The organism is Ancylobacter tetraedralis, assembly GCF_014195655.1.
Classification (GTDB): domain Bacteria; phylum Pseudomonadota; class Alphaproteobacteria; order Rhizobiales; family Xanthobacteraceae; genus Ancylobacter; species Ancylobacter tetraedralis.
This window is the reverse complement of record NZ_JACICD010000002.1, coordinates 371421-384423: the sequence shown is the minus strand read 5'-3', so window position 1 is coordinate 384423 and position 13003 is coordinate 371421. Positions and strand designations below refer to the sequence as shown.

Below are 13003 nucleotides of genomic sequence, written 5' to 3'. Positions count from 1 at the left end.
TGGCCGAGGCGTCCGGTCGGATCACCTCCGGTGCGAATTCCCCCCTCATTCCGTACCTCTCATGCTCCGCGCGCCGCCGGCGGGCGATGACCGAGATCGCGGAAGGCGGCGGACGCCGCGTCGAGCCGCGCGGTCCAGGCCGGGTTCGGCGCCTGCCCGCGCGTCGCGATGTCATAGGCCTGCAACAGCGCCGCGATCGACAGCGGCTCGATCAGCGCCGCCCGCAGCGCCCAGGCGCTGGCAAGGGCGACCACCACACCCAGGCCGCCGAGCGCTCCCGGCAGCCAATAGGCCAGCCCCACCGCCGGCCCGAGCAGCAGGAGGAAGATGAGAAGGCTCAGCGTATAGTCGAACAGCGCGATCCACACCGCGTTGCGCGCCAGCGGGCCGGCATTCTGCGCGTAAAGCACCAGTCCGTCACGCGCCGCGTCGCCGGGCGGCACGCCATCGCGGCGGATGATGTAGGCGAGGATGATCTCGTCGACCAGGCCGAGCGCCACCCGCAGCACGGCGGCGACGAACCGGTTGAGCGCCCCCGCGCCGGGTATCCAGACGGTCAGCACGTCCAGGACGCCGACAAAGGCGCGCACCGTGCCGCGGATCAGCAGATCCAAGCCGAACAGCACGTTCACCTCCAGAAAGCGGGCGCGGACCATCGCGGTGGCAAAACGGATCTGCGATCGCCCGTCGGGAAGCGCGGCGCCGCGCAGCAGCGCGTCCATCGCCGCGACATGGGCGGCCTTGACGAGATAGACGACATACTGGCGCACCCACCAGAGCAGGCCGAGCATCAGGCTGAGACCGCCGACGCCGCCGATCATCGCGCCGAACAGGCTCTCGTCGTGGCCGAACAGCCTGCCGAGGCTCCAGCCGACACCCGCCCCAAGACCGGTGCCGGCGATGATGGCCAGCACCGACGCGGCGTAGACAGCGAGCCGCAGCAGCACGAAGGGCCAGGTACGCGCCACCAGCCCGAACGTGGTTCCGATCGAGAAATCCCACATCCGCGCGCCCTCACCTCACCCGCCCCCAGCGACGGCCACCGGGATATCGCCAACGACAACCGTCAGCCAGACCGCGCCGCCGGACAAGACGGGAACCGATGCGAGTGGGCGGGTCCGCCCGCGGCCTGTCAGCCGGCGAGATGCTGCTCGATCGCGTGGAGCAGCAGCTTCACCAGATCGCGGTCGATCTCCGCCTCCACCGCTGCGGCCAGCGCGCGACCATAAAGCGGGCGCAGCACGCCGAGCGCGCGCGGGGGCGCCACCACCACGACCGAACGCGTCTCCCCGGCGACAACCGCCGCCTCCAGTCGATCGGCGATCCTGCGCAAAAAGGCGCGCTCGGCCTCTTCGTGCCAGTCGGTCGCCTCCACCGACGAGCGGGCCGAACCGGACGACTGGTGCACCCGGCCTGGCGCATCGGTGCCCTGCGCGCGGCTGGGCAGGTTGTCCTGCGCGTGCACCTCGTGCGTGCGCAGCTTGGGAAAGGTCGCGCCGCCCTCATTGACGAGGATGAGCGCCTTCTGGCCATCGCACACGACGACCCACGCGCCGGCCTTGATCTTGATCGTGTCCGTGCGGCTCATTCACGCCTCCTCCCGCGCGCTGGCGCGGCGCGGCCCTGACCCGACCGGCCATCCCGGAGGATGCTCCGCGCGGGAGCGCGTTCTCATAGGGGCATGGCGGCCGGCAAGCTGCCTTGACGCGGGTCAACAAGCGCGGGCGCGCGGCTCAGAAGGCGTCGGAGCGGGCACGGCGGATGGCGGCGTTGAGTTCGCCGCCATACACGAAGATCGAGGCCGTCGTGTAGAGGAAGATGAGAGCGATCATCACCGAGGCGAGGCCGGCATAGGTGGTGACGTAGTTACTCGCGAACTCGGCGAGATAGCGGCCGAACGCGGCGCCGGCTGCCAGCCACAGCGCCAGCGTGACCAGAATGCCCGGCGCGACCTCGGTCAGCGTGCGCCGCCCCGCCGGCAGCCACATATGCGCGACCACCAGCGCGACGATGAGGATGGCCGAGGTCGCGGCATAGCGCAGGAAGGTGATCATCCAGCCGAAGGGCGTGAGCGCGGGCACCCAGTGTATGGCTGTGAGCCACAGCACCGGCCCGAGCACCACCAGGAAGGACAGCGCCAGCAGCCCCGCCGCCCCGACCACGACATAGCCGATGGATTCGAGGCGCAGCCAGTACCAGGACCGCTTCTCGCGCACGCCATAGGCGCGGTTGAGGCCGATGCGCAGGCTCTCGATGCCGTTGGAGGAGAAGTAAATCGCCAGCACCACGCCGACGGTCAGCACATCGGTGCGCACCTGCGTCAGCACATTGCGGATTTCCCGGCCGATCGGCGCGGCGACCTGGCTGGGCCACGCCTCCAGAATCAGCTGCACCGTCTCGTCGGCGAGGTTCTTGAAATCGAAGAACGCCGCCAGTGCGGTGACGAAGATGAGGAAGGGGAACAGCGACATCAGCGCAGACAGGGCGATATGGCTGGAAATCGCCCATCCGTCATCTTCGACGAAGCGCCAGAAGGCATCCCAGGCGATGTCGAAAGCACGCAACACGTCGCCCGGTCTCCCCTGTTCGACGTTAAAGGTGTGACCTGACATCGGACGTCACGCGGGAAATGGCAAGACGTAACGTCCCGATTCCTCGACGTCCCGATTCCTCATGGCCCCGCGGGAAGACGCGGCCCCGGGCGCGCCCACCAGATCCCCTCGGCCGGAGCCCGGCACCGCGCGCATTCGCTTTGGTGCGCCGGCGGCCGACTAGTGGTAGATAGGGCGCCCGTTTCATGACCCCCGCGTGAAGGATGCGCGGGGAAAGCCCGAGTGAACGCCATGTCCGCCGCGTCATCCGCCCCCTCGTCCGCCGCCTCCCTGCGTGCCGGTTCCGCCCCCGAGACCCGTCTCGGCGTGCCGGTCCCGCAGCCGGAACGGGTGAACGACGTGCCGGCGCTGATGCTGGAGATCGGACGGCGCGCGCAGGCCGCCGCCCGCGCCCTGGCGCTCGCCCCGGCCGAGGCCAAGCGCGCCGGGCTGAAGGCCGCCGCCCAGGCCATCCGCGCCCAGGCCCCCGCCATTCTCGTCGCCAATGCGCAGGACGTGGCGGCGGCGCAGGCTTCCGGCATGAGCGCCTCCATGCTCGACCGGCTGACCCTGAACGCGGCCCGCCTGGACGCGACCGCGCGCGGCGTCGAGGAGATCGCCGACCTGCCCGATCCGGTCGGCACGGTGATCGACAGCTGGGAGCGGCCCAACGGGCTGAGGATGGAGCGCGTGCGCACCCCGCTCGGCGTGGTCGGCGTCATCTATGAGAGCCGGCCGAATGTGACGGCGGATGCCGGCAGCCTCTGCCTCAAGGCCGGCAACGCGGTGATCCTGCGTGGCGGCTCGGACAGTTTCCATTCGAGCCGGGCCATCCACGCCGCCATGGCCGAAGGCATTGCCAGCGCCGGACTGCCGGCCGACGCCATCCAGCTGGTGCCGACCCGCGACCGCGCGGCGGTGGGCGAAATGCTGGGGGGCCTCGCGGGCGCGATCGACGTCATCGTGCCGCGCGGCGGCAAGAGCCTCGTCGCCCGCGTGCAGAGCGAGGCGCGCGTGCCGGTCTTCGCCCATCTCGAGGGGCTGGTGCACATCTATGTCGACAAGGCGGCGGACCCCGCCAAGGCGCTGGCCGTGGTGCGGAACGCCAAGCTGCGCCGCACCAGCGTGTGCGGGGCGGCCGAGACTCTGCTGGTCGACAGCGCCGGCGCGGGCACGCTGCTGGCCCCGCTCGTGACCATGCTGCTCGACGAGGGCTGCGAGGTGCGCGGTGATCCGGCGACGCAGGCGGTGGATCCGCGCGTGCGGCCGGCCAGCGAAGGCGACTGGCGCACCGAATATCTCGACGCCATCATCTCGGTGAAGCTGGTGGACGGCCTCCATGCCGCGATCGACCATATCGAGACCTACGGCTCGCACCACACCGACGCCATCCTGACCGAAGACGCCGTGGTGGCGGAAACCTTCCTCCGCGAGGTCGATTCCGCGATCGTGGTTCACAATGCCTCGACCCAGTTCGCCGATGGCGGGGAATTCGGCTTCGGCGGCGAGATCGGCATCGCCACCGGGCGCATGCATGCGCGCGGGCCGGTGGGCGCCGAGCAGTTGACCTCGTTCAAATACCGGGTGCGGGGCACCGGCCAGATCCGCCCCTGATCCTCCTCCGACAGGGCTGGCACGGCCCGGCAGGCCATGAGCCCGCCGGGCCGGCCCTATGCGTTCATGTTCCTTGCGCCGTTTGAGACGGTGCGCTAGGGGAGGGCCGCGGGCCAATCTACACGCCCCGCGCGGAGACCGGATGAATGACCTACGTCGTCACGGAGAATTGCATCAAGTGCAAGTACACCGACTGCGTCTCGGTGTGCCCTGTCGACTGTTTCTACGAGGGTGAGAACTTCCTCGTCATCCATCCGGACGAGTGCATCGACTGCGGCGTGTGCGAGCCGGAATGCCCGGCCGAGGCGATCAAGCCCGACACCGAACCGGGCCTCGACAAGTGGCTGACGATCAACGCCGACTATGCCAAGGCGTGGCCCAACATCACCGACCGCAAGGACCCGCTGCCCGACGCCAAGGAATGGGACGGTGTAGCCGACAAGCTACAGTATCTCTCGACCGAACCGGGTAAGCAGGACTAGTTCTGGACTGCCGGCCCGATGACGGGCCGGACATGGTCGACGCGCCGACACGACGCCGTGGCATGGACCGCGGCCGCAGCCACGTGCGCGCTGCAGCGCAGCAGTATTTTGATTTCGGCATAATTTGTGTTATAAGCTTACCCGTGCAGTCGATTGGGTTTGCCATGGTGCAACGCTCCCAGGCCGGAGCGCCCCTCCCGGAATTGATGTCGGGTCTTTGCCCAATGCGCAACCGCGCATCAGGCTCCCCTGAGTTTTCCGTCGACGGCTGAGCGTACGGCTCCGGCATCCGCTGGAGCTGCGGTGTTTCTTGCCCCCGCGCGGCAACGCGCGAGGCGACGGCGTGCCAGGGTGGTACTCCGCCGGAAGAACCGAGACCCAGGAGCAGATACAGCATGACGTCGACGAAGAAGCCGTCCAACAACATCCGCCAGGGTTTCAAGACGGGCGAACATATCGTTTATCCGTCGCACGGCGTCGGACGCATCATGGCGATCGAGGAACAGGAAGTCGCCGGCTTCAAGCTTGAACTTTTCGTCATTCATTTCGAAAAGGACAAGATGACGCTGCGCGTGCCCGTGCCGAAGATCGTGACCGTCGGCATGCGCAAGCTTTCCGATCCGATCGTGCTCAAGAAGGCGCTGGAAACCCTGAAGGGCCGCGCCCGCGTGAAGCGCACGATGTGGAGCCGCCGCGCTCAGGAATACGAGGCCAAGATCAATTCCGGCGATCTCGTCGCCATCGCCGAGGTGGTGCGCGACCTCTATCGCTCCGATGCGCAGCCCGAGCAGTCCTATAGCGAGCGCCAGCTCTACGAGGCCGCGCTCGACCGCATGGCCCGCGAACTCGCCGCCGTCGAGAACATGACCGAGACCGAGGCGATCAAGGCCATCGAGCAGAACCTGCTCAAGGGCCCGCGTCGCCTGGGCAAGGGAGAGGTCGAGGCCGAGGCCGAAGTCGAGCACACCGACGACGAAGCCGAGGAAGCCGCCGCCTGAGGCGCCGCTTCCCCCTAGACACCGCGATGAAAGCCCGGCTCCGTGCCGGGCTTTTCTTTTTCAGCTCCTCTTCTTGCCCCGCGTCGGCCGCTCCCTCGCGGAAATCTCGGCCCGCAAGCGGGGCCCGCATTCCCGGCTCGAATCCTCTCGGGAACCATCCTTTGCCCGGTCGCGTTGACACGTTGTCCAGCCGCCGTCTGAACGAGCAAAGAGATGCGCATGAGCGACAGGGCCGAGCGTCACATTGTCCTGGTGCGGGACGCGATGAAGGCGCCCCTGCTGGGGCGCGAGGAGGAATACGGGCTCGCCCGCCGCTGGACCGAGCAGCGCGACGAGCACGCGATGCACCAGCTGGTGCATGCGCATATGCGCCTCGCCATCGCCATCGCCCGCCGCTTCCGCAGCTATGGCCTGCCCATGTCGGACCTTGTGCAGGAGGCCAATATCGGCCTGCTGGAAGCCGCCGCGCGGTTCCAGACCGCCCATGACGTGCGCTTCTCCACCTATGCCACCTGGTGGATCCGCGCGGCGATTCAGGATTACGTGCTGCGCAACTGGTCGATCGTGCGCGGGGGAACCTCCTCCGGCCAGAAGGCGCTGTTCTTCAACCTGCGCCGCATGCGGACCCGGCTTGAGCGCGCCGGCGGCGCCACACCGCCCCCGCGCGAGGCGATGCACGGCGCCATCGCCCGCAGCCTCGGCGTGAACCCGGTCGAGGTGGCGCGCATGGATGCCCGGCTCAGCGGGCCCGACCTGTCGCTCAACGCCCCGCTTCAGGCCGGCGAGGAAGATGGAGGCGCGCGGCTCGACCAGCTCGCCGCCGCCGATCCGCTGCCCGACGAGCAGGCCTCGATGGAAATCGACGGCGAGCGCCGCCGTCGCTGGCTGTGGCGCGCGTTGGGGGCGTTGAACGAGCGCGAGATCCGCATCATCAAGGCCCGCCGCCTGAATGAGGAAAGCGAGACGCTGGAAACGCTCGGCGCGCGGCTTGGCATTTCCAAGGAGCGGGTGCGGCAGATCGAGAGCCGGGCGCTGGAAAAGCTGCGCGTCGCGCTGACGCAAGGCTCCGATGTGCCGCGCGGCGCCTTCGGACCGATCTGAAGCCCGGATCGATCGGGCGGAATCACGTGATCGCTGAGGGCTCTCGTTTCCACAAGCGGGAGCACTGTGTCAAATCGCGAAAGCCGGCCCCGCCCATGGCTGGCGGTCTCCCCGCCGCGGCGACGGGATAGCGGCGATCGAGCCTCACAGCCGCCGCGCCTCTCCCAACGGGAGATCGCGGATCCGCCTGCGGCCGTCCGCAATGACGGACGGACCGCTAGGTCCGGCACTCATCCGGCCCTATTCCGCGATGATCTTGTATTGCTCGCCATAGGCCAGTTTGTCGCCGCGCTGCAGCCCGTTGAGGATGAGGAATCGCTCCATCTGTCGGTCCTGCACGTCCATCTTGGCCGCCAGCTTTTCCGGCGTATCGGTGAGCCCGGCCGTGACGATGCGGATGCGCAGCGGCTTGACGTTGTCCGATTCCTCGATGGAGACGCGGCGGAAGGTTTCCGCCGCCTCGCGGAAGCCGGCGTCCAGTTCCGGCGTCAGCTCGCGCGCCGCGAAGATAAGCCGGTACACATCGCTGCCGAAGCGGATGGCGAACATGCGGAACGACCATTGTTCGCCGCGCGCCACGGCAGTGGCGGCGGGAAAGCCGTTGAGCACAAGGCTCTCCACCGAGGATACCTCGACCCCGTCGATCCAGCCGGAGGAGAGATATTGCGCCAGCGACTGGTCGCCGCCGACCCGCACCGCATCGAGCCGCAGCGCCTCGCGGCCGGTGGTGCTGGCGCCGAGCACCGCCTGCGAGGTGTTCTCCAGCGCGAAGCCTTCCGGCGCGGTGAAGGTGAAGCCGAGCTTGGGATGGAAGAACCGCCGCCCGCGGATGAAGCCTTCCTTGGGATCGTCGCCATAGACGAGGCCGTCGATCGCCGCGAGATATTGCGCCCGGTCGCGCTCGCCCGGATTCTTGGGCGAGGCATATTCGCGCGCATTGGCCATGACGATGGAAATGCGCTCGGGCGTCGCCGGGTGCGTGGCGAGGAAATCCGCCTGCTCGCCGCTGGCGCTCTGGTTCATCGAGCTGGACTTCAGGTTCGCCTGCTGGCCCATGGTGGTGAGGAAGCGCTCGGCGCCATAGGGATCGAAGCCCGCGCGGGCGCTGATGCCGACCCCGATCGCATCCGCCTCCAGTTCCTGCCCGCGCGAGAAGCTGGCGAGCGAAATGCGGCTCTTGGCCAGCGCCAGCGCGCCGAGGTCGGAATCGTTCACCACATCGGAGATCACGCGGCTGACCAGCACCGCCTGCTTCATCTGGTCCTCGCGGGTGGCCGCGTGGTTGGCGATGACATGGGCCATTTCATGCGCCAGGACCGAGGCCAGCTCGGAATTGTCGGAGGCCAGCGACAACAGGCCGCGCGTCACATAGAGCGAGCCGTTGGGCAGCGCGAAAGCGTTGATGGCCGGCGAATTGAGGATGGTGACGCGGTATTTCTGGTCCGGCCGCTCCGACGCCGCCACCAGCCGGGTGACGATCTGCTGGATCTGCGCCTGTAGCTTGGGGTCGTTATAGGCGCCGCCATAGGAAGTGACGAGACGCTCGTGCTCCTTGCGCTGGGCCGGCGTCATGGCCTCCTCGGCGGCGGGCGCGGGCGTGCTCGCCTTCGATTCCGCCGTGGAGGGCTCCTGCATCCCGGCACAGGCGGCGAGCAGCAGCCCGGCCGCGAGCAGGCAGGCAAACGCGCCCAGCCGCCGCCACACCGACGCCGTACCCTTGGACAGACCCCCTGCCCCGCTATGCACCGGTGTCCTCACCAGTTCCCCGCCTGCCCTTGTCCCATCCTGCCGTCGATGAACTCGATCTGCTCGATCCACCGTACGTCGATTGCCGGTCCGTCCGCCTCGAACACCACGCCGCGCACCGCCACCGAGCGCCCCGCCAGCGCCTCCAGCGACAGGCCGGCGCGCTCCAGAGCCGCCCGTACCGGTTTCTCCAGCCTGACGGTGGTGTCTTGCCGCCAAACCGGGCCGAAATTGAGGTAGTCCACCCGCCGGCCGTTTCCAACCGAAAGCACACGTCCTGCAAGGATTGTGAACCGCCCGGCCTTCGCTGTCACGGTCTTCTCGTCGCGCGCGGGCAGCGGCAGCCCCACCCAGAGGCCGCGCTTCGCCCGCCGGGCCGGCGCCTCCGCCGCGCGCAATTCGTTCATGCAGCCGAGAAACCCCGCCTCCGGCCGCGCCAGCGCCAGCCCCTGCCGCAGCAGCGCCGCCTGAACGGTGGTATCCTTGCCCTCCTCCTCACGGGGCGCCGCCAGCCGCAGCACGGCGCGCCGGCGGCCGTAGCGGTCGGTGGCGACCGTCCCCGCCAGCGTCACCTCCCGCCCGCTCAACTGCGCCGCCAGCGACGCGCGGCGGGCTGCCAGCGATGCCTCGCCGTCCTCGACGGCAAGACCCGCCAGCGCAACGACCGTGCCGTCGGCCAGCACGACATCGCCGAAGCGGTCGATGGCCGTGACGGCGACCGGCGCGCCGAACGCGGCCGGACAGGGCGCCGCCTCCTCCTTCGCCGCCCACGCCGGCGCGCCGAGCAGGAGGACAGCCGCGAGGAGGCTGGCAAGGAAGCTGGCAAGGAAGCTGACGAGGAAGCCGGCGGGGCCCGCGCTCAAGCATGACAGACCACCCCGCGACGCCGCACCGTCATGCCGCCAGCGCCCCGCGGACGGGCGCTCGTGAACCTCGTCCGCACGCGGGCCGGCGGCAGCTTGCCATGGTGACAATCGGCACTCCATTCGCATCAAGCCGCCCTGGCCGGTTCCCCATGCTAATCCACGCGGATGAGCGGCGATATCCGCCGTCGCGTTGGCCGCGGACCCTTCCCGGTGCGGCCGCCCTCTTGATCCGGAACGCCGATTGAGGTCATGTACCGGCGGTCACTCCCGGTAGCTCAGCAGGATAGAGCACAGGTTTCCTAAACCTGGGGTCAGGGGTTCGATTCCCTTCCGGGAGGCCACCCGCCCGACGGGCGCCCGGGCCCCCGCTCATATCGTCGCAGGAGGCCGGATCGCCGCATGGACGGCGGATTTCGTCGCTTCCCTTACGGCAGTCCTGTCTTGCGGCTGCCATGTTCCTGTCCAACATGGGGGACACGAACTTCCGGTGTGTCCCCGGCCGTGGCCGCCCGTGTGGCGGCCGGCGCGGCGGGCATCCCAACGGCAGAGGACAATGGAAAGCATCAGCGCGTATCTGGCTCAGCTCATGCAGAGCCACGACTATCTCGTGCCCGTCGTGGTCGGCATCATCGCCTTCGGCGAATCGCTCGTCCTGCTCGGCCTCGTCATTCCGGCCACCGCGCTGATGCTGGCGATCGGCGGGCTGATCGGCTCGGGGCTGGTGCAGCCGGTCCCGGTCATTGCCGGCGCCATCGTCGGCGCCGTGGCGGGCGACATCGTGTCCTACTGGTTCGGCCGCTGGGTGGGCCCGCGCGTGGTGCATCGCTGGCCGCTGATCGGCTATCGCTCGCAGGTGGCGCAGGCGCGGCTGTTCTTCCGCCGCTTCGGCTTCGCGTCCATCTTCGTCGGCCGTTTCTTCGGCCCGGTGCGCGCCACCATGCCGATGGTGGCCGGCATGATGCGCATGGACCAGCGCCGCTTCCAGTTCGCCAACGTCTCCTCGGCGGTGGTGTGGGCGCCGGTGATGCTGGCGCCCGGCTGGCTCGCCGCCGAGAGCGCCTCGCTCATCGGCGCGCAGAGCGAGGGCTCGTGGCTGATGTGGATGGGCGGACTGACCCTGGTGATGCTGCTGGCCACCGGCGTGGTGCTCAAGTTCGTCCAGTCGCGCATCATGCGGCGCCCGCGCACGCCACGGCGTGCCGTGCAGCCGGCCGCGCGCTCCTGACGCAGCCGGCCGGTCCCGCCCCCGGGCGCGCGGGACGTGAGACTTCACCCACCCTGCCGCAGGCGCGGACGCACGCCGGCCAGGATGATCACGGCAGCCGCCAGCAGGACGAGGCTGGCGGCACCGAACACGCCGGCCGCGCCCTCGCGATCGAAGATCATCCCGCCCCCGGCCGCGCCGACGGAGATGGCGAACTGCACCGCCGCGACCAGCAGGCCGCCGGCGCTTTCCGCCTGATCGGGCACGGTGCGGGTCAGCCAGGTGGACCACGCCACCGGCACGATGCCGAAGGCGAAGCCCCACAGCGCCACCATCAGCGCATCCCCCGCCGGCGTATTGGCGAGCGTGACCAGCCCAAGCCCGAGCACGCCCATCAGCACCGGGGCGCAGACCAGCGAGACGCCGAGGCTACGCTGCAAGAGCCGCCCCGCCACAAGCGTACCGACGAAATTGGCGACGCCGAAGCCGAGCAATATGCCCGACACCGCGCTGATCCCCACGCCCGTCACCGTTTCCAGGAAGGGGCGAATATAGGTGAAGACGGCGAAATGGCCGGAGAAAACCAGCATCGCGGCGAACATGCCGATGCCGATGCCCGGCCGGCGCAGCACGTCGATCAGCGTGCGCAGGCTGGCCGAACCGCTCGGCGCCATGCGCGGCAGCGTCGCGACCTGCGCGATCAGCGTGGCCACCGCCAGCACCGCGGCGATGAGGAACACCGCCCGCCAGCCCAAGAGATGGCCGAGATAGCTGCCCACCGGCGCGGCGAAGATGGTGGCCGCCGAGACGCCGCTGAAAATGATCGACAGAGCGCGCGGCACCATCTCCTCCGGCACCAGGCGCATGGCGAGCGCGGCCGACATCGCCCAGAACCCGCCCAGCGCGATGCCCAGCAGCACGCGGCCGACCAGCAGCGAGCCGAGATCGGGGGCGAAAGCGACGATCAGGTTGGAGACGATCAGCAGCACGGTGAAGACCAGCAGCACGATGCGCCGGTCGATGCGCCGCGTCACCGTGGCGACGAGAAGGCTGGCCACCAGCGCGACGATGGCGGTCGCCGTCACGGCCTGTCCGGCGGTGCCCTCGCTGATGCGCAGGTCCGCCGCCATCGGCGTCAGCAGGCTGGCGGGGAGAAACTCGGCGGTCACGAGGCCGAACACGCCCAGCGTCATCGAGCCGACCGCCGCCCAGGCGGGCGCGGCGGCGGCGGGCGGGGCGAGGGCGGTGATGCTGTCAATGTCGAGCCCGGCGGCGGAAGCCTCCTCGGGCCAGGGCAGAGTATCGCTCATCGAAATTCCCTTCGAAGCGGGAGAATGGTTGCCCCAGTCCTAGGCTGGAAATACCGGACGATATATGCCAATAACTCTCATATGATTGATCGTTCGTCCGGAACAGCGGGGCTGGGCGACCCGGCCGGAGGGGCGCTCGATCTGGTCAGCGACATGCTGATGGGCATGCGCCTGGTCGGCATCGACTATCGCCGCATCGAACTGGCGCCGCCGTTCGGCCTGCGCTTCGGGCAGGAGGAAGGCCGCGCGCAGTTCCACTTCATCGCGCGCGGCCCGGTCTTCCTGCGCCGTCCCGCCGGAGGCCTCGATGCGATGCAGACCGGGGATGCCGTGCTGCTGCCGCGCGGCGGCCTGCACGACCTCCTCTCGGCGCCCGACCTGCCCTGCCGGGACGTGCGCAGCTGCGCGGTGCAGCCGATCTGCGACAGCGTCGGCGACATCACCGCCCCCGAGGGCTGCCCCTCCACTCGCGCGCTGATCTTCAGCGGCTCGATGGAATTCGACCTCGGCAGCATGAGCCCGCTTGTCAGCCTGATGCCCGAGCAGATGTTCGTCGGCACGCTGCTGGCGCGCTATCCCGAGATCCTGCCGATGCTGGAGGCGATGGAGCGCGAGACGCGCGGAGACCGGGCCGGCTTTGCCGGCATCCTCGCGCGGCTTGCCGATGTGGTCTCGGCGTTCATCGTGCGCGCCTGGGTGGAATGCGGCTGCGGCGATGCCAATGGCTGGGTGGCGGCGCTGCGCGACCCGCGCCTCGGGCGCGTCATCGCCGCCCTGCACCGCGATCCCGGCCGCGACTGGACGGTGGCGGAACTGGCGGCGCAGATGGGCGCCTCACGTTCGGTCTTCGCCGAGCGCTTCCTCGCCGTCACCGGCATGACGCCGGTACGCTACCTCACCGATCTGCGCATGCGGCTGGCCGCGCAATGGATCAGCCGCGACCGGGTGCCGATCGACATCGCCGCGCACCGGCTTGGCTATGGCTCGCAGGCAGCCTTCAGCCGCGCCTTCAAGCGCATCACCGGCCACGCGCCCGGCGCCATGCGCGCCGCGCGGGGGGAAACAAAGCTCGGCTAGGCGCCCCGCTCCCC

12 protein-coding genes and 1 tRNA gene are annotated in these 13003 nt (G+C 69.4%); 7 read left to right on the top strand and 6 right to left on the bottom strand.

Going from position 1 to position 13003, the window contains the following annotated elements; all coding sequences use genetic code 11:
* Nucleotides 1-59: 59 nt before the first annotated feature.
* The 3 genes from FHS55_RS07110 to FHS55_RS07100 form a co-directional block, all read right to left on the bottom strand.
* Complete coding sequence (locus tag FHS55_RS07110; protein WP_183188995.1) at nucleotides 60-1004, bottom strand: hypothetical protein; 945 nt, start codon at nucleotides 1002-1004, stop codon at nucleotides 60-62.
* A gap of 128 nt (nucleotides 1005-1132) precedes the next feature.
* A complete protein-coding gene (locus FHS55_RS07105; protein ID WP_183188994.1) occupies nucleotides 1133-1588 on the bottom strand; it encodes a host attachment protein in 456 nt (151 codons plus the stop codon).
* 145 nt (nucleotides 1589-1733) lie between these two features.
* Complete coding sequence (locus FHS55_RS07100; protein WP_183188993.1) at nucleotides 1734-2567, bottom strand: YhjD/YihY/BrkB family envelope integrity protein; 834 nt, start codon at nucleotides 2565-2567, stop codon at nucleotides 1734-1736.
* A gap of 396 nt (nucleotides 2568-2963) precedes the next feature.
* On the opposite strand from FHS55_RS07100, the gene FHS55_RS07095 reads away from it, so the two are divergent.
* From FHS55_RS07095 to FHS55_RS07080, 4 genes are all read left to right on the top strand, one after another.
* Nucleotides 2964-4205: a glutamate-5-semialdehyde dehydrogenase gene (locus tag FHS55_RS07095; protein ID WP_246339962.1), complete on the top strand. Its 1242-nt coding sequence runs from the start codon at nucleotides 2964-2966 to the stop codon at nucleotides 4203-4205.
* A gap of 146 nt (nucleotides 4206-4351) precedes the next feature.
* Nucleotides 4352-4687 (top strand): ferredoxin FdxA, encoded by a 336-nt coding sequence (fdxA, locus tag FHS55_RS07090; RefSeq protein ID WP_183188992.1) that lies wholly within the window; start codon nucleotides 4352-4354, stop codon nucleotides 4685-4687.
* 395 nt (nucleotides 4688-5082) lie between these two features.
* Nucleotides 5083-5685, top strand: coding sequence for a CarD family transcriptional regulator (locus tag FHS55_RS07085; protein WP_183188991.1), 603 nt, complete (start codon nucleotides 5083-5085; stop codon nucleotides 5683-5685).
* Nucleotides 5686-5904: 219 nt separating this feature from the next.
* On the top strand, nucleotides 5905-6786 hold the full coding sequence (locus FHS55_RS07080) for an RNA polymerase factor sigma-32 (protein ID WP_183188990.1): 882 nt from the start codon (nucleotides 5905-5907) through the stop codon (nucleotides 6784-6786).
* Between the two features lie 240 nt (nucleotides 6787-7026).
* On the opposite strand, the gene FHS55_RS07075 is transcribed toward FHS55_RS07080, so the two are convergent.
* Together FHS55_RS07075 and FHS55_RS23700 are read right to left on the bottom strand one after the other, a co-directional pair.
* Nucleotides 7027-8490, bottom strand: coding sequence for a M48 family metalloprotease (locus tag FHS55_RS07075; protein WP_425485799.1), 1464 nt, complete (start codon nucleotides 8488-8490; stop codon nucleotides 7027-7029).
* 50 nt (nucleotides 8491-8540) lie between these two features.
* A complete protein-coding gene (locus FHS55_RS23700) occupies nucleotides 8541-9395 on the bottom strand; it encodes a thermonuclease family protein (RefSeq protein WP_183188989.1) in 855 nt (284 codons plus the stop codon).
* A 267-nt stretch (nucleotides 9396-9662) separates the two neighbouring features.
* Between FHS55_RS23700 and FHS55_RS07065 the strand changes: the two genes are divergently transcribed.
* Together FHS55_RS07065 and FHS55_RS07060 are read left to right on the top strand one after the other, a co-directional pair.
* A tRNA-Arg gene (locus FHS55_RS07065) sits at nucleotides 9663-9739 on the top strand.
* A gap of 212 nt (nucleotides 9740-9951) precedes the next feature.
* The gene (locus FHS55_RS07060) at nucleotides 9952-10623 is read left to right on the top strand and encodes a DedA family protein (protein WP_183188988.1); all 672 of its coding nucleotides are present in this window, start codon (nucleotides 9952-9954) and stop codon (nucleotides 10621-10623) included.
* A gap of 44 nt (nucleotides 10624-10667) precedes the next feature.
* Here FHS55_RS07060 and FHS55_RS07055 read toward each other — a convergent pair whose 3' ends face one another.
* Nucleotides 10668-11912 carry an MFS transporter gene (locus FHS55_RS07055; RefSeq protein ID WP_183188987.1) on the bottom strand — a complete coding sequence of 415 codons (1245 nt, stop codon included), beginning with the start codon at nucleotides 11910-11912 and terminating at the stop codon, nucleotides 10668-10670.
* An 81-nt stretch (nucleotides 11913-11993) separates the two neighbouring features.
* Between FHS55_RS07055 and FHS55_RS07050 the strand changes: the two genes are divergently transcribed.
* A complete protein-coding gene (locus tag FHS55_RS07050; RefSeq protein WP_183188986.1) occupies nucleotides 11994-12989 on the top strand; it encodes an AraC family transcriptional regulator in 996 nt (331 codons plus the stop codon).
* Nucleotides 12990-13003 lie beyond the last annotated feature (14 nt).

Excerpts from the sequence above, each read along its gene's own strand:
- FHS55_RS07110 (WP_183188995.1), bottom strand. The coding sequence starts at position 1,004 with ATGTGGGATTTCTCGATCGGAACCACGTTCGGGCTGGTGGCGCGTACC.
- FHS55_RS07105 (WP_183188994.1), bottom strand. The coding sequence starts at position 1,588 with ATGAGCCGCACGGACACGATCAAGATCAAGGCCGGCGCGTGGGTCGTC.
- FHS55_RS07095 (WP_246339962.1), top strand. The coding sequence starts at position 2,964 with ATGCTGGAGATCGGACGGCGCGCGCAGGCCGCCGCCCGCGCCCTGGCG.
- fdxA (WP_183188992.1), top strand. The coding sequence starts at position 4,352 with ATGACCTACGTCGTCACGGAGAATTGCATCAAGTGCAAGTACACCGAC.
- FHS55_RS07085 (WP_183188991.1), top strand. The coding sequence starts at position 5,083 with ATGACGTCGACGAAGAAGCCGTCCAACAACATCCGCCAGGGTTTCAAG.
- FHS55_RS07080 (WP_183188990.1), top strand. The coding sequence starts at position 5,905 with ATGAGCGACAGGGCCGAGCGTCACATTGTCCTGGTGCGGGACGCGATG.
- FHS55_RS07060 (WP_183188988.1), top strand. The coding sequence starts at position 9,952 with ATGGAAAGCATCAGCGCGTATCTGGCTCAGCTCATGCAGAGCCACGAC.
- FHS55_RS07055 (WP_183188987.1), bottom strand. The coding sequence starts at position 11,912 with ATGAGCGATACTCTGCCCTGGCCCGAGGAGGCTTCCGCCGCCGGGCTC.
- FHS55_RS07050 (WP_183188986.1), top strand. The coding sequence starts at position 11,994 with ATGATTGATCGTTCGTCCGGAACAGCGGGGCTGGGCGACCCGGCCGGA.